The sequence below is a fragment of the Rhodanobacter sp. UC4437_H4 genome (genome assembly GCF_052978425.1).
Genome location: NZ_CM129673.1, coordinates 1,812,890 through 1,826,808 on the forward strand (window position 1 = coordinate 1,812,890; position 13,919 = coordinate 1,826,808).

Below are 13,919 nucleotides of genomic sequence, written 5' to 3' on the forward strand. Positions count from 1 at the left end.
TGGGGTGCATCGAGGTTTTCGACCCTGGCGGCTGCGGCGGTTTCGCGATTCCGGCGTGACGGTAAGGCAACAAGGCGGTCCAAGCCCGCCCACTGACAGGAGTACGTGCGTGAGCGGTCCCCTTAGCAAATCCGACCAGGGCTTCCTGCGTCAGTTCTCGCTGACCATCGGCGCGCTGATGGTTCTTACCGTGATCCTTGTGTTGTCCGCGCTGGCGATCAACAACAGCGAGCCCAAGGAAACCAATCCGAACCACCCGGCCACGGTCGCCGCACGGCTCGCCCCCGCCGGCGCCGTCTATGCCGGCGACACCGGCCGTGCCGCCATGCAGGCCGCCGCCGACCAGGCCGCCAAGGCCGCCGCCTCCCAGGTGGCCTACGGCGGCACCACCGACGGCAAGGAAATCTACGACCACCTGTGCACCAGTTGCCATACGGCCGGCATCGCCGGCGCGCCGAAGCTCGGCGACAAGGCCATGTGGGGCCCACGCATCAAGCAGGGCATCGACGTGCTGGTCAAGCATGCGATCGAGGGCTACCACGGCCCCGACGGCAATTTCATGCCGCCCAAGGGCGGCAATCCCGCGCTCACCGACGAGCAGGTCACCGCCGCCGTGCACTGGATCGTCGATCAGGCGAAGTAATTTCGGCTTCAATGAAGTTCAAGATAAACGCCGCCCTCCGGGCGGCGTTTTCGTTCGCCCCCTCTCCCTCCGGCGACCAAAGGGAGTCCCCTTGCGGGTGAGAGGGTTGGGGAGAGGGTTCCCGGCCCTGTGCGTACTCGCGGGTGAAGGGCCTTGAGCGTTCGACGCAGCATGAACCATCACACTCCTCACGCACCCTCATCCGCCCTTCGGGCACCTTCTCCCGAGGGGAGAAGGAAACCAGGTTTCGCTCCCACACCCCCATCACCCTGCCCCTCCATCCACCCCGCCACAAACCCCCGCAACTCCGGAAAAAACACTTCGAACCGCCGCTGCAACTCCTCCTGCCGCGCCACCAGTACCGGCAGCGCGGTATCCAGCGGATTGGCTCGCGTCAATCGTTGCCCGATCCCGACCAGCGCCCGCCCCAGCACTGCTCGGTCGGCGTAGCCGCCAGGCAAGTCGTTGGCTTCCATGTAACTGCGGAACCGCCGCAACGCAGGCGTCAGCAAGGCATCGCGCCGCCGCAGCAGTCCACGCAGGCCGAGCGAGTAGTCCTCCAGCGGCTGTGCGCTCCAGCGTGGAAATTCCCGGGCCAGCAAGTGATCGAACCACATGTCCAGCAGGATGCCGGCGTAGCGGCGATACGGCGGCGGCAGCTGCGCCTTGGCGGCCAGCACGGCGGGGTGGGCGTCGGTGTAGCCGTCGATGGCGCGGTGCAGGCGGATGCCGCGGATCACCCGTGGCGGGAACTGCGCCGGATCGGGCTGGCCGCGCACGAAGTCGCCGAGCAGGCCGCCCAGTTGCAGCGCCTCGTCATCGCCGGCCAGCAGCGCATGCGCCAGATGGTTCATTGCCGCGGGCGGCAGCGCGGCGTCGCGGTTATCATCGTGGGCATGAAACCTGCCTCGTTCCCTGCCGACCCTGCCGGCTTTCCGGATGTCGCCGCCAGTTTCGTGCTGACCGGCCCGGTCGGCAAGCTGGAAACCGTCACCGACATCGCCGAGCCTGACGGCGCGCGCCGAGGCGTGGCGGTGATCTGCCACCCGCTGACCAGCGAAGGCGGCAGCATGCACAACAAGGTGGTGACCATGGTCGAACGCGCGCTGCGCGAGTCGGGGCTGGATACCGTACGCTTCAACTTCCGCGGGGCGGGCAGTTCCGAGGGAAGTTTCGACAAGGGCCGCGGCGAGCGCGACGATCTCGCCGCCGTGGTCGCCTGGGTGCGTCGCGTGCGACCCGACGATGCGCTGTGGCTGGCCGGTTTCTCGTTCGGCAGCGGCGTGAGCATCGCCCAGGCGGCGCCGCTGCACGCCGATGCGCTGATCAGCATCGCGCCGCCGGCGGGCCGTTACGGGCTCGATGCGATCACGCCGCCGACCTGCCCCTGGCTGGTCGTGCAGGGCGAGGCCGACGAGGTGGTCGAACCGCAGGCGGTGTTCGACTGGCTCGACAGCCTGGAACACCCGCCCGAACTGGTGCGCATGCCCGATACCAGCCACTTCTTCCATCGCCGGCTGATGGATCTGCGCGGCGCGATCAAGCACGCCGTGCGCGACTGGCTGCCGCCGACACGCCAGGCCTGACCCCCTCCATGACCGAAACGTTTTTGCTCGCGCCCAGCGTGCGTTATGCCGAAGGCGTGGCCGCCCATCGCTGGGAGTCCGACCCCGCCCAGCTGGCGCTGCTGGCCGAGTTCGACCGCATGCATGCGGCACTGTGCGCGGAACCTGCCGGCGAAGGCGGCCTGTTCGGCCGGCTGAAATCGCTGCTGGGCAACGAGCCGCCGCCGGCCGTGCCCGGACTGTACCTGTGGGGCAGCGTGGGTCGCGGCAAGACGTTCCTGATGGACCTGTTCGCCGCCAGCCTGCCGCACGGCGTGGTGCTGCGGCGGCATTTCCACCGCTTCATGGGCGAGGTGCACGACAGCCTGCGCGCACTGGGCGAGCGGCAGAGCCCGCTGGTGGAGGTCGCTGCCGGCATTGCCGGACGCTGCCGCGTGCTGTGCCTGGACGAGTTCCTGGTCAACGACATCGGCGACGCGATGATCCTGGCCAACCTGCTCGACGCATTGTTCGAGCGCGGGGTGAGCCTGGTCACCACCTCAAATACCGCGCCGGCGAACCTGTACAAGGACGGCCTGCAGCGCGCCCGATTCCTGCCCGCGATCGCGCTGATCGAGCAGCACTGCCACGTGGTCGAGATGGTTTCCGCGCATGACTGGCGCCTGCGCGCGCTGACCCAGGCGCCGGTCTACCTCACCCCGCCGGGCGCCGAGTCGCATCGCGCACTGGAGCGCATCTTCGCCAGCCAGGCCAGTGGCGCGATCGAACTCGACGGCATGCTGCGCATCAACGGCCGCGACATCCCGTTCCACAAGCGCGCCGAGACCATCCTGTGGTTCCAGTTCGCCGCGCTGTGCGAGGGCCCGCGCGCCGTGGCCGACTACATCGCGCTGGCCAAGGCCGGCCCGGCGGTGATCGTCGCCAACGTGCCGCAGTTCACCATCTACAGCGAGGACGCGGCGAAACGCTTCGTGCAACTGGTCGACGAGTTCTACGACCGGCGCGTGAAGCTGGTGCTTTCCGCCGCCGCGCCGATCACCGAGCTCTACGACGGCGAGCGCCTGCGCGCCGAATTCGGCCGCACCGAATCGCGCCTGATCGAGATGCAGAGCGAGGAATACCTCGCGCTGGAGCATCGGCCCGAATGAGCCGGCGGCGCCTGCGCGGCGCAGAGGCCGGCCATCACGTAGGCACCAGCCTGTCCAGGCGCTAGCATCGAGCGACCCCCGCCATGGAGACAGCCATGCATCGCACCGCCTTCGCCCTGGCGCTTGCCGCCCTGGTCGCCTCGCCGCTGCACGCCGCCGACACCCGCCAGACGCCGACCCGTCAGGTAGAGGCCATGGTGCAGCAGGAGCTGCCGCAGGTCACCGCGTGGCGGCGCGATATCCACCAGCACCCGGAACTGAGCAACCGCGAGGTGCGCACCTCGGCGCTCGTGGCCAGGGAGTTGAAGAAGCTGGGATTGGAAGTGCATGCGGGGATCGCCCACACCGGCGTGGTCGCGCTGTTGAAGGGGGATTTGCCCGGGCCGCGCCTGGCGCTGCGCGCAGACATGGATGCGCTGCCCGTGACCGAAGAGGTCGACCTGCCCTTCGCCTCGAAGGCGAAGGGCGAGTACCGCGGCAAGGAGACCGGCGTGATGCACGCCTGCGGCCATGACGCGCACACGGCGATGCTGCTGGGCATCGCGCAGGCGCTTGCCGGCATGAAAAGGCAACTGCACGGCTCGGTGCTGTTCGTGTTCCAGCCGGCGGAGGAAGGCGCACCGGCCGGCGAGGAAGGTGGCGCCGAGCTGATGTTGAAGGAAGGCATGTTCCGCGACTACAAGCCGGATGCGATGTTCGGCATGCACGTGGTCAGCTCGCTCAACGTGGGCACCGTCTCGGTGCGGCCGGGGCCGACCATGGCCGGCTCGGACTGGTTCAAGCTGGTCGTGCACGGGCGCCAGACCCACGGTGCCATGCCGTGGAACGGAATCGATCCGATCGTCACCGCGGCGGAGATCATCAGCGCGTCGCAGACCATCGTCAGCCGCCAGCTCGACATCAGCAAGCTTCCGGCAGTGCTCAGTTTCGGCATCGTCGATGGCGGCGCGCGCTACAACATCGTGCCCGACCAGGTGGAGTTGCAAGGCACGCTGCGCACCTTCGACCCCGCCATGCGGAAGCAGGCGCTGGACGGCCTCAAGCGCATCGCCGAAAACGTCGCCGCCGCGCATGGCGCCACGGTGGACGAGCAGATTCCCCTGCTCAGCAACCCGGTGCTGGTGAATGACGACAAGCTGGCGGCAGACGTGCGCGCCAGCCTGGTGCGCATCAACGGCGCAGCGCAGGTGCGCGAGGCGAAACCGTGGATGGCGTCGGAGGATTTCGCGCTGTTCGCCGAGGCGGTCCCCAGCGTGTATTTCTTCGTCGGCGCCACGCCGAAAGGCCAGGATGCCGCGACCGCGCCGGCCAACCATTCGCCGAAATTCTTCCTCGACGAGGGCGCCCTGAAGGTCGGCATGCAGTCGATGCTGCAGGCAAGCCTGGACTATCTGGGAGCCGCGGGGCCGTGAAGCGCCGGGCCGCCCCGGATCACTCCGCTCGAGCGGCCGCCGCCGCAGGATGCGCGCGCAGGAAGCGCCGATGGTGCACCAGCACGCCGCTGTAATAGGCGATGTAGTAACCGACCAGCAGGCCGATCACCAGCATGGTCAACGGGCTGGACGCGTAGCCCATCGGCTGCATCGAGGTGCCCGCGTCTGCCGCCGCCTGCGCGTGCTGCAGCTGCGGCCATACCACCATCAACCGCCAGCCCAGGCGCCCGAGCAGCAACACGGTGAGCAGGGCGCCGATCCACGGATTGGGCACGTAGCAGTCGCCCTTGGCCGGATCGACCTCGAAGCGGGTCAGCCGCAGGCCGAACAGGCCGATCGCGGCGCCGATCAGCACCCCGCCGAGCAACCCTTCGGCCAACGCCAGGTGATGGAAACCGCTCAGCGCCAGCAGGCCACCGATGACCGCGAAGATCACGATGCGGGCGATCATCCGCTTGCGCCGGATCGGCTGGCGGCCGAACTGCCGGCTGACCCGCCGCCACACGATCCAGGCCAGCAGCGGCAGCATGATCAGGTAACTGGTCAGATGGGCGGGCATGGCGTGGTCCGGTGGATGAGGGACTGGGGGCCGGGGTTCGGGAAGGCACCCGCACCGGCTGCCGGCGATTTTGCTCCTGGCGAAGCCCGAATCCCGGCTACTTCGCCTTGCCCTGGTTGGCCACCGCGGCCATCTTCGCCGCGATCGCCTCGGCGTCGCCCAGGTAGTAATGGCGCAACGGCTTCAGTTCGTCGTCGAATTCATACACCAGCGGCACGCCGTTGGGGATGTTGAGCTCGACGATCGCCTCGTCGGAGATGCCGTCCAGATATTTCACCAGCGCGCGCAGCGAGTTGCCGTGCGCGGCGACCAGCACGCGCTGGCCCGCCTTGATCGCCGGCGCCAGCACCTGGTGCCAGTACGGCAGCACGCGCGCCACGGTGTCCTTCAGGCACTCGGTATCGGGGATGTCCTTCGGGTCGAGCTTCGCGTAGCGCGGATCGTGCACCGACTCGTTCGCGGCGCGCTCCAGCGGCGGCGGCGGCACGTCGTAGCTGCGCCGCCAGATCTTCACCTGCTCCTCGCCGTACTTCGCCGCGGTCTCGGCCTTGTTCAGGCCGGTGAGGCCGCCGTAGTGACGCTCGTTGAGGCGCCAGTCGGTGACCACCGGCAGCCACATCAGGCCCATCTCGTCCTGCACGCCCCACAGCGTGCGCACGGCCCGCTTGAGCACCGAGGTGTGCGCCACGTCGAAGCTGTAGCCGCCTTCGGTCAGCAGGCGGCCCGCTTCGCGCGCCTCCGCCCTGCCCTGCTCGGTGAGGTCGACGTCGGCCCAGCCGCTGAAGCGGTTGTCGAGGTTCCACTGCGATTGGCCGTGGCGGATCAGGACGAGCTTGTGCATGGGTGCGCTCAGCAAACGGGATGAACCGCGAATGGTGCAGTGCGGCCCCGGCAGCGTCAAATCCGCACCCTGCCACAGGTCATGACAAACCTTTGCCGCGGCGGCGGCATCCTAGAGACTCCCACCGACCACGGAGCCTGCCATGCATCGCATCTCGACCATTCTTCTCCTGTGCACGTTCGCCTTGCTGCCTGCCCTGGCAGTGGCCCGCGACGGCGACATCGACAAGGTCAACGGCGCGGTACGCGTCGAGGCGGGCCAACAGGCCGGCGACGTCAGCTCGGTCAACGGCGCGGTCCATGTCGGCGATGGCGCCACCGTGCGCAAGGCCGGCACGGTCAACGGCGCGGTGGAGCTCGGCGACCGCGCCCAGGCCACCGCGGTGGACACCGTCAACGGCTCGATCACGCTGGGCGAAGCCAGCAAGGTCAGTGGTGACGTGAGCGCGGTCAACGGCAGCATCCGCCTGGCGCGCGGCGCCGAGGTCGGCGGCAAGCTGGGCAACGTCAACGGCGCCATCGTGCTGGATGCCGCCCACGTCGCCGGCGGTCTGGCCACGGTGAGCGGCGACATCAGCGTGGGCGAAAACTCGCGCGTCGAAGGCGGCATCCTGATCGACAAGCAGAACGGCTGGTTCAACTTCAACAGCCGCAAGCCGGTGGTGGTGATCGGCCCGCACGCCGTGGTGCAGGGCACGCTGGAGTTCCGCCGCGAGGTGGAACTGAAAGTCAGCGACAGCGCCACGATCGGCCCGGTGAAGGGGGCAACAGTGGAGAAATTCAGCGGGGCCACTCCGTAGGTCAGATCGTAGGGCGGGCAATGCCCGCCGCGGTCGCGACATGCTAACGGGCATCGGCGGGCGGTGCCCGCCCTACGCGCGGCTGCGTCAGACCCAGTCGCGCGGCTTCAGGTAGTCGGCGAGCTTCGCCTCGGCGGAGCCGGCTTCCGGCTGGTACGCATACTCGAAGCGCACGCGCGGCGGCAGGCTCATCAGGATCGATTCGGTGCGGCCGCCGGACTGCAGGCCGAACAAGGTGCCGCGGTCGTAGACCAGGTTGAACTCCACGTAGCGACCGCGCCGGTACAGCTGGAACTCGCGCTCGCGCTCGCCGTACGGCGTGGCCTTGCGCCGTTCGACGATCGGCAGATAGGCATCGAGGAAACCCTGGCCGACGTCACGGGTGAACGCGAAGCAGCGCTCGAAGCCGCCCTCGTTCATGTCGTCGTAGAACAGCCCGCCCACGCCGCGCGTTTCGTCGCGGTGCTTCAGGTAGAAGTACTCGTCGCACCATTGCTTGTAGCGCGGATACACGTCCGGGCCATACGGTTCGCACAGGTCGCGCGCCACGGTATGCCAATGGCGCACGTCCTCGTCCACCGGGTAGAACGGGGTGAGGTCGAAGCCGCCGCCGAACCACCACACCGGCTCCACGCCTTCCTTGCTGGCCTCGAAGTAGCGCACGTTGGCATGCGTGGTCGGCACGTGCGGGTTCTTCGGATGCAGCACCAGCGACACGCCGGTGGCGACGAAGCTGCCGCCGGCCAGCTCGGGCCGGTGCGCGGTGGCGCTGGGTGGCAGCTGATGCCCATGCACGCGCGAGAAATTCACCCCGGCCTGCTCGAACACCGCGCCATCGCGCAGCACGCGGGTGCGCCCGCCACCGCCCGCCGCGCGGGTCCACGCATCCTCGACGAAGCGTGCGCCGCCGTCGGCCTGCTCGATCGCCGCGCAGATGCGGTCCTGCAGTTCGCGCAGGAAGGTTTCGGCAAGGTCGGCTTGTGCACTCATCGTCTGGCCCGAAAGATTCGATGGCGCCAAGCTTAGCAAGCAGCCGTGCGCGACCGGCTGCGGTGCAGCGCCGCGCCGGCCTGATCCGGCACAATTCAACTGATGCGTGCGGCCATGCGCGCATGCCCGATCAACCGCGCCCAGCGCATGCCGATGTCGATCCACATCAGGTAGCCCGCTTCCAGCACGAGCCGGCCGAGGTAGCGCGCATGCCGCGGCAGCGTCGGTTCCGCCGCCACGGCAATGCTGTCGAAGCCGAGCCGCTGCGCCAGCAGCAGACAGCGCGCAAGGTGGTAGCGGCTGGTCACCAGCGCCACCGGCGGCAGGTGGCCTCGTTCCAGCAGCAGCCGGCGCGCATGGCGCAGGTTCTCCAGCGAGTCGATCGAATCCTGTTCGAGCTCCACGCGCACGTCGCCGGTCAGCTCGTGCTGGCGCAACCAGGCCTCGCCGGCAGCGGCCTCGCTCAGCTCGCTGCCGCTGCAACCGCCGAGCAGCAGCAGATGATCGGTCTGTTGCTGCCGTGCCAGGACCAGCGCGCGCTGCAGGCGCTGCCGGTAATCATGGCCGGGCGCGTCATGTTCCAGCCGGCGGCCGAACACCAGCACGGTCATCCGTCGCGGCGGCGACAGCGGGCTGCGCGTGGCGATGCGCCATACATGGACCAGATAGCCGAGCCAGACCAGGCCGGCACTCAGCACCACGACCAGCCCGGTGACCACTGCCGCATGCAGCACGTCGGCGTCGCGCAGGTATTTCGAGGGTTTTCGCGGGGCGGACACGCCAAGGCATCGTCGGTGCGGGAGACGCGACAGCTTAACGGTGTACGACGTTCGCGGCATCTTCATGCCGTGCTGGCCACGATCGGACTCCGCCGATGGTCGCAGGCTAGGCAAGCTGCAGGGCGACCGCTAGGCTTTCGCGATGCCTCATGTGATGACACCTCTCGCGGTCACCGCGCACACCGCCACGTCGGCACTCGGCCACGGGCTCGACGCCCAGCTCGACGCGTTGCGCGGCGAGCGCAGCGGCCTGCGTCCGAACGATTTCAGCAGTGCGCCGCTGACATGCTGGATCGGCCGCGTCGATGGCCTGGAAACCGCCGCGCTGCCCGCCGCGCTCGCGTCATGGGATTGCCGCAACAACCGGCTGGCCTGGCTCGGCCTGAATCAGGACGGCTTCCTCGACCGCGTGCGCGCCGCGCGCGCGCGCTACGGCGCCGGCCGCGTCGCCTTGCTGCTGGGCACCTCCACCGCCAGCATCGGCGCCACCGAGGAGGCGTATCGGCGGCTCGACGCCGACGGCGGTTTTCCCGACGACATGCTGCGCCCGGCGATCCACGCGCCGCATTCGCTGGCCGCCTTCGTGGCCGCGGCGCTGGCACTGGAAGGGCCGTGCCTGACCGTCTCCACCGCCTGCTCGTCCAGCGCCAAGGTGTTCGCCAGCGCCGAGCGGATGCTGCGGCTGGGCCTGATCGACGCGGCCGTGGTCGGCGGCGTGGACACCTTGTGCGACAGCGTGCTGTTCGGTTTCAACGCGCTGGAACTGGTCTCGCCCGAGCCGTGCCGGCCGTTCGACGCGGCGCGCAACGGCATCTCGATCGGCGAGGCCGCCGGCTTCGCGCTGCTGGAGCGCATCGACACCGCACCCGATGCACCCCGCCTGCTGGGCTACGGCGAATCCAGCGACGCGCACCACATGTCCACGCCGCACCCGCAAGGACTCGGTGCGGAGCTGGCACTGAACGACGCGCTGGCGCGCGCCGGGCTCGATCCTGCGCAGGTCGGCTACATCAACCTGCACGGCACCGCCAGCCAGAAGAACGACGAAGTGGAAGCGGCGCTGGTCGCGCGCGCCTTCCCGGCTACCACGCGGGCCAGCTCCACCAAGGGTTTCACCGGCCACACGCTGGGTGCCGCAGGCATCGTCGAGGCGACCATGGCGCTGCAGGCGATCGAACACGACCTGGTGCCCGGCAACCTCGGCGGCGACACGCCCGACCCGGTCTGCGGCGCGCAGTTCGCCTGGCACAACGAGCAGCAGCGCATCGACGTGGCACTCAGCAACTCGTTCGGCTTCGGCGGCAACAATGCCTGCCTGGCCTTCGCCCGCGCGGGGTTCGTCGCATGAGCGACTTGCGCGTCTACGTCGAAGGCATCGGCCTGTGGTCGCCGCAGCTGGCCGACTTCGCCGCATTGCGCAGCCTGCTCGCCGGACAGACGCCAGCGCCGCCGCCGGCGCGCCCCACTGCCGCCACGCTGCCGCCGAACGAGCGCCGGCGCGCACCGGCCAGCGTGCTGCTGGCGATCGAGGCGGCCGGACAGGCGGTCGCGATGAGCGGCTGCGACGCCGCCACGCTGGCGTGCGTGTTCGCCTCCTCGCACGGTGACCAGACGATCACCGATTACATGTGCGCCACGCTCGCCCATGCGCCGGCCGAGCTGTCGCCGATCCGCTTCCACAACTCGGTGCACAACGCCGCCGTCGGCTACTGGACCATCGCCACCGGCTGCCACGCGCCGTCCACCGCGATCGCCGCGCAGGCAGCCAGCTTCGGTGCCGGCCTGCTCGAAGCGGCCAGCCAGGTGCTGACCGAGCAACGCGCGGTGTTGCTGGTGTGCAGCGACGGCGCCGGCAGCTGGCCACTGGCCGAAGTCACCGACTGCGACCAGCCTTTCGCCTGCGCGCTGGTGCTGGCCCCTGCGGCGGGCGCGGCCACGCTGGCCCGGCTCGACCTGCAGCTGGCCCCGCCGCAGCCCGACGATGCCCTGCCCGAGCCACTGGCCGGTTGGTGCCGGGGCAATCCATCGGCCCGCAGCCTCGCCCTGCTCGCCGTGCTGGCCAGTAATGCGGGATCATGCCGGCTGGCCGCTGCCCCCACGCTGGGATTGCAGATCGCCATGGAGAAGGTCGCGTGAATACATCCACCGCACGCTGGTGCGTCCTGATCCCCTGTCTCAACGAGGAGGCGGCGATCCGCGCAGTGATCGAATCCGTGCTCGCGCTGGAGGCGCCGGTGATCGTGATCGACGACGGCTCGGACGATCGCACGCCGGATATCGCTGCCAGCCTGCCGGTAACCCTGCTGCGCCACGAACAACGCTGCGGCAAGGGCGAGGCGCTGCGCCGGGGCTTCCGCGAGGCGCTGCGCCTGGGCTACGACGCGGTACTGACGATGGACGGCGACGGCCAGCACCTGGCCAGCGACATCCCGCGCATCGTCGCCGCCGCCGCGCGCTACCCGCAACACATCGTGATCGGCGCGCGGCTGCTGGACAAGGCGCAGCAACCGAAGGGCCGTCGCCGGGCCAACGCGGTCGCCGACTGGGGCATCTCGTGGGCCTGCGCCCAACCGGTGGCCGACACCCAGAGCGGCCAGCGCTGGTATCCGCGCGAGGCACTGGAACTGGTCGACCTGGCCGCGGAGAACTTCGTGTTCGAGGCCGCCATCCTGATCGCCGCCTCGCGCGAGAAGAAACTCGGCATCGTCTCGGTGCCGATCGCCTCGCGCTACCACGGCACGTTCCGCCCCAGCCACCTGAAACCGGTGCGCGACGTCACCCGCATCACCACCTACACGATCGGCCGGGTGATCCACTACGGCGACATCATCGCCAGCTATCGCCGCTCGCGCGCGCGTCCGCGAGTGATCGAGGAAGCCGTGCCGGCAGCTTAGAGACACCATGGCCAAGTCCTCGCTGGAACGACGACCTGGTCAGAACACCTTGGAACTCAGTCCGGCAGCAGCGCCTGGCCGAGCTGGCGCAGGGCATCGGGGTTGAGCAGCTCCAGTTCGCGACCCTCGATGCGGATCAGGTTCTGGCTGCGGAAGCGGCTCAGCACGCGGCTCACCGTTTCGGCGGCCAAGCGCAGGTAGTTGGCGATGTCGCCGCGCGACATGCTGAGGTGGAAGCGCGTGGCGGAGAAACCGCGCGCGGCATAGCGTCCGGCGAGATCCATCAGGAACGCCGCCATGCGCTCGTCCGCGCTGTGGTCGCCGGCCAGCAGGCTGGCGCTGCCCAGTTCCTTGCTCAACAGGCGAAACAGGTGCTTCTGCACCGCCGGGATGCGCGAGGCCAGCGCGCTCATCGCGGGGAAGGAGAAACGGCAGAAGAACGAGGTATCCAGCGCCACCGCGTCGCACGGGAAATGCTCGGGGTAGATCGCGTTGAGGCCGATCACCTCGCCGGGCAGGTAGAAACCCAGCACCTGCTCGCGGCCCTCCTTGTCCACCATGCGGGTTTTGACCGTGCCGCTGCGCACCGCGAAGATCGCGCGGAACGGATCGCCGGTGCGGAAGATGTGCTCGCCGGCACGGAACGGCCCGACATGCTCGACCAGGCATTGCAACTGCGCCAGCTCGGGCTTGTTGTAGCCCGCAGCGATGCAGGCACTGGAGAACGCACAGGTACCGCAGAAGTGCGCCTCGTCGCCGTCGTCGGCAATCGGATTGGGCGGCTCGGGCAGGCGCCCTGCCGGGTGCTTGGAATCCATGATGCGATCGGGTTGCCTGGTCGGAGCTGCGTGGATCAGATCACGCGCGAATAGCGCGCCGCCTGTGCCTTGTCGTCGAGATAGGCGTCAAAGCACATGGCGATGATACGCAACAGCAGACGGCCCCGCGAGGTCACCCGCACCTCGCGCGCGTCGTCTTCCACCAAACCGTCGGCCACCAGCGGCGCGAGGCGTTCGCGCGCGCGCACGAAATATTCGTCGAACAGCAGCCGATGGCGCGCACCGAACTGCTGCTTGTCGACCACCCCGTGGCACATCAGCTCGCCGATCAGCTCGCGCCGGATCAGGTCGTCCTCGTCCAGCTCCAGCCCGCGCGCCACCGGCAGCCGGCCAGCGTCCAGCGCCCCGTAATAGCCCATCAGGTCGCGCGCGTTCTGGCTGTAGCTGTCGCCGATGCGGCCGATCGCGCTGACGCCCAGCCCCACGATGTCGCAGTGGCCGTGGGTCGAATAGCCCTGGAAATTGCGTTGCAGCGTGCCGGCGCGCTGCGCCAGCACCAGTTCGTCGGTGGCCTTGGCGAAATGGTCCATGCCGACATAGACGTAACCCGCCGCCGACAGCTGCGCCACCGCGCGGCCGAACAGGGCCAGCCGCGTGGCGGCGTCGGGCAGGTCGGCTGCGGCGATTTGCCGCTGCGCCTTGAACATCTCCGGCAGGTGCGCGTAGCCGTAGACGGCCACGCGATCCGGGTCGAGCGACACCACCTGCTCCAGCGTGCGGCTGAAGCCCTCGACGGTCTGCAGCGGCAGGCCGTAGATCAGATCCACGCTGGTCGAGCGGAACCACGACTTGCGCGCCGCCTCGAGCACCTCGCGGGTTTGCTCGAAACTCTGGATGCGGTTGACTGCTTCCTGCACCGCCGGGTCGAAATCCTGGATGCCCACCGACATGCGGTTGAAACCCAGCTCGCCCAGGCCGTGCACATAGGCACCGTCGGCGAAGCGCGGGTCGATCTCGATGCCGAATTCGCGATCCGCCGCGCGGCTGAAGCTGAAATGCCGCGCCAGCGATTCCAGCAGTTCGCCCATCTGGCGGATGTCGAGGAAGTTGGGCGTGCCGCCGCCGAAGTGCAGCTGGCGCACCGGACGGTCGCGGTCGAACAACGGCGCGATCAGCTCGATCTCGCGGTACAGCCGCTCGAGGTAGCGATCGGCCTGACTGTGGTCGCGCGTGATGATGCGGTTGCAGCCGCAGTAGAAGCACGGGCTCATGCAGAACGGCACGTGCACGTACAGCGAGAGCGGGCGCGGGATCGGCTCCTCGTTGGACGCCCGGATCACGCCGCGCAGCACGGTTTCGTCGAATTCAGTCTTGAACTGCGGCGCCGTCGGATAGCTGGTGTAACGCGGACCGGCCACGTCGTAACGGGCAATCAGCGCAGGGTCGAAGTCGGGAGGTTCGATGGGAGTGGCCATGGGGACGAGTCTGT

General features: G+C 68.9%; 15 protein-coding genes. 8 read left to right on the top strand and 7 right to left on the bottom strand.

Going from position 1 to position 13,919, the window contains the following annotated elements; genetic code table 11:
- Positions 1–178 precede the first annotated feature (178 nt).
- Complete coding sequence (locus ACVCL3_RS08430; RefSeq protein WP_395121332.1) at positions 179–643, top strand: c-type cytochrome; 465 nt, start codon at positions 179–181, stop codon at positions 641–643.
- 188 nt (positions 644–831) lie between these two features.
- Here ACVCL3_RS08430 and ACVCL3_RS08435 read toward each other — a convergent pair whose 3' ends face one another.
- On the bottom strand, positions 832–1,497 hold the full coding sequence (locus tag ACVCL3_RS08435) for an acyl carrier protein phosphodiesterase (protein WP_447100994.1): 666 nt from the start codon (positions 1,495–1,497) through the stop codon (positions 832–834).
- A 42-nt stretch (positions 1,498–1,539) separates the two neighbouring features.
- Here ACVCL3_RS08435 and ACVCL3_RS08440 point away from each other — a divergent pair, with 42 nt between their 5' ends.
- The 3 genes from ACVCL3_RS08440 (at position 1,540) to ACVCL3_RS08450 (ending at position 4,768) form a co-directional block, all read left to right on the top strand.
- Positions 1,540–2,229 carry an alpha/beta hydrolase gene (locus tag ACVCL3_RS08440; protein WP_395121331.1) on the top strand — a complete coding sequence of 230 codons (690 nt, stop codon included), beginning with the start codon at positions 1,540–1,542 and terminating at the stop codon, positions 2,227–2,229.
- A gap of 8 nt (positions 2,230–2,237) precedes the next feature.
- Positions 2,238–3,356, top strand: a complete 1,119-nt coding sequence (zapE, locus tag ACVCL3_RS08445) for a cell division protein ZapE (protein ID WP_447100995.1) — start codon at positions 2,238–2,240, stop codon at positions 3,354–3,356.
- 95 nt (positions 3,357–3,451) lie between these two features.
- Complete coding sequence (locus ACVCL3_RS08450; protein ID WP_447097331.1) at positions 3,452–4,768, top strand: amidohydrolase; 1,317 nt, start codon at positions 3,452–3,454, stop codon at positions 4,766–4,768.
- 19 nt (positions 4,769–4,787) lie between these two features.
- Here ACVCL3_RS08450 and ACVCL3_RS08455 read toward each other — a convergent pair whose 3' ends face one another.
- Together ACVCL3_RS08455 and gpmA are read right to left on the bottom strand one after the other, a co-directional pair.
- Positions 4,788–5,348: a DUF1453 domain-containing protein gene (locus tag ACVCL3_RS08455; RefSeq protein ID WP_447100996.1), complete on the bottom strand. Its 561-nt coding sequence runs from the start codon at positions 5,346–5,348 to the stop codon at positions 4,788–4,790.
- A 97-nt stretch (positions 5,349–5,445) separates the two neighbouring features.
- Positions 5,446–6,189: a 2,3-diphosphoglycerate-dependent phosphoglycerate mutase gene (gene gpmA / locus ACVCL3_RS08460; RefSeq protein ID WP_395116283.1), complete on the bottom strand. Its 744-nt coding sequence runs from the start codon at positions 6,187–6,189 to the stop codon at positions 5,446–5,448.
- A gap of 142 nt (positions 6,190–6,331) precedes the next feature.
- On the opposite strand from gpmA, the gene ACVCL3_RS08465 reads away from it, so the two are divergent.
- Positions 6,332–6,988 carry a hypothetical protein gene (locus ACVCL3_RS08465; protein WP_447097333.1) on the top strand — a complete coding sequence of 219 codons (657 nt, stop codon included), beginning with the start codon at positions 6,332–6,334 and terminating at the stop codon, positions 6,986–6,988.
- Between the two features lie 87 nt (positions 6,989–7,075).
- Here the strand turns inward: ACVCL3_RS08465 and hemF are convergent, their stop codons facing one another.
- Both hemF and ACVCL3_RS08475 read right to left on the bottom strand, forming a co-directional pair.
- Positions 7,076–7,978, bottom strand: a complete 903-nt coding sequence (hemF, locus tag ACVCL3_RS08470) for an oxygen-dependent coproporphyrinogen oxidase (RefSeq protein ID WP_447100997.1) — start codon at positions 7,976–7,978, stop codon at positions 7,076–7,078.
- Between the two features lie 95 nt (positions 7,979–8,073).
- A complete protein-coding gene (locus ACVCL3_RS08475) occupies positions 8,074–8,757 on the bottom strand; it encodes a YdcF family protein (RefSeq protein WP_395116277.1) in 684 nt (227 codons plus the stop codon).
- A 154-nt stretch (positions 8,758–8,911) separates the two neighbouring features.
- Here ACVCL3_RS08475 and ACVCL3_RS08480 point away from each other — a divergent pair, with 154 nt between their 5' ends.
- The 3 genes from ACVCL3_RS08480 to ACVCL3_RS08490 are packed head-to-tail and all read left to right on the top strand — an operon-like array spanning position 8,912 to position 11,651.
- Positions 8,912–10,105: a beta-ketoacyl-[acyl-carrier-protein] synthase family protein gene (locus ACVCL3_RS08480; RefSeq protein ID WP_395116275.1), complete on the top strand. Its 1,194-nt coding sequence runs from the start codon at positions 8,912–8,914 to the stop codon at positions 10,103–10,105.
- Positions 10,102–10,893, top strand: coding sequence for a beta-ketoacyl synthase chain length factor (locus tag ACVCL3_RS08485; protein ID WP_447100998.1), 792 nt, complete (start codon positions 10,102–10,104; stop codon positions 10,891–10,893). Before ACVCL3_RS08480 ends, ACVCL3_RS08485 begins: the two co-directional genes overlap by 4 nt.
- The gene (locus ACVCL3_RS08490; protein WP_395116271.1) at positions 10,890–11,651 is read left to right on the top strand and encodes a glycosyltransferase family 2 protein; all 762 of its coding nucleotides are present in this window, start codon (positions 10,890–10,892) and stop codon (positions 11,649–11,651) included. Before ACVCL3_RS08485 ends, ACVCL3_RS08490 begins: the two co-directional genes overlap by 4 nt.
- Positions 11,652–11,707: 56 nt before the next feature.
- Here ACVCL3_RS08490 and ACVCL3_RS08495 read toward each other — a convergent pair whose 3' ends face one another.
- Both ACVCL3_RS08495 and hemN read right to left on the bottom strand, forming a co-directional pair.
- The gene (locus ACVCL3_RS08495) at positions 11,708–12,469 is read right to left on the bottom strand and encodes a helix-turn-helix domain-containing protein (protein WP_395116269.1); all 762 of its coding nucleotides are present in this window, start codon (positions 12,467–12,469) and stop codon (positions 11,708–11,710) included.
- A gap of 35 nt (positions 12,470–12,504) precedes the next feature.
- Complete coding sequence (gene hemN / locus ACVCL3_RS08500) at positions 12,505–13,905, bottom strand: oxygen-independent coproporphyrinogen III oxidase (protein WP_395116267.1); 1,401 nt, start codon at positions 13,903–13,905, stop codon at positions 12,505–12,507.
- Positions 13,906–13,919 lie beyond the last annotated feature (14 nt).

Coding starts and splice junctions, on each gene's coding strand:
- hemN (WP_395116267.1), bottom strand. CDS start 13,905: ATGGCCACTCCCATCGAACCTCCCGACTTCGACCCTGCGCTGATTGCC.
- ACVCL3_RS08485 (WP_447100998.1), top strand. CDS start 10,102: ATGAGCGACTTGCGCGTCTACGTCGAAGGCATCGGCCTGTGGTCGCCG.
- ACVCL3_RS08435 (WP_447100994.1), bottom strand. CDS start 1,497: ATGAACCATCTGGCGCATGCGCTGCTGGCCGGCGATGACGAGGCGCTG.
- ACVCL3_RS08480 (WP_395116275.1), top strand. CDS start 8,912: ATGACACCTCTCGCGGTCACCGCGCACACCGCCACGTCGGCACTCGGC.
- gpmA (WP_395116283.1), bottom strand. CDS start 6,189: ATGCACAAGCTCGTCCTGATCCGCCACGGCCAATCGCAGTGGAACCTC.
- ACVCL3_RS08455 (WP_447100996.1), bottom strand. CDS start 5,348: ATGCCCGCCCATCTGACCAGTTACCTGATCATGCTGCCGCTGCTGGCC.
- ACVCL3_RS08465 (WP_447097333.1), top strand. CDS start 6,332: ATGCATCGCATCTCGACCATTCTTCTCCTGTGCACGTTCGCCTTGCTG.
- ACVCL3_RS08450 (WP_447097331.1), top strand. CDS start 3,452: ATGCATCGCACCGCCTTCGCCCTGGCGCTTGCCGCCCTGGTCGCCTCG.
- hemF (WP_447100997.1), bottom strand. CDS start 7,978: ATGAGTGCACAAGCCGACCTTGCCGAAACCTTCCTGCGCGAACTGCAG.
- ACVCL3_RS08495 (WP_395116269.1), bottom strand. CDS start 12,469: ATGGATTCCAAGCACCCGGCAGGGCGCCTGCCCGAGCCGCCCAATCCG.
- ACVCL3_RS08440 (WP_395121331.1), top strand. CDS start 1,540: ATGAAACCTGCCTCGTTCCCTGCCGACCCTGCCGGCTTTCCGGATGTC.
- ACVCL3_RS08430 (WP_395121332.1), top strand. CDS start 179: ATGGTTCTTACCGTGATCCTTGTGTTGTCCGCGCTGGCGATCAACAAC.
- zapE (WP_447100995.1), top strand. CDS start 2,238: ATGACCGAAACGTTTTTGCTCGCGCCCAGCGTGCGTTATGCCGAAGGC.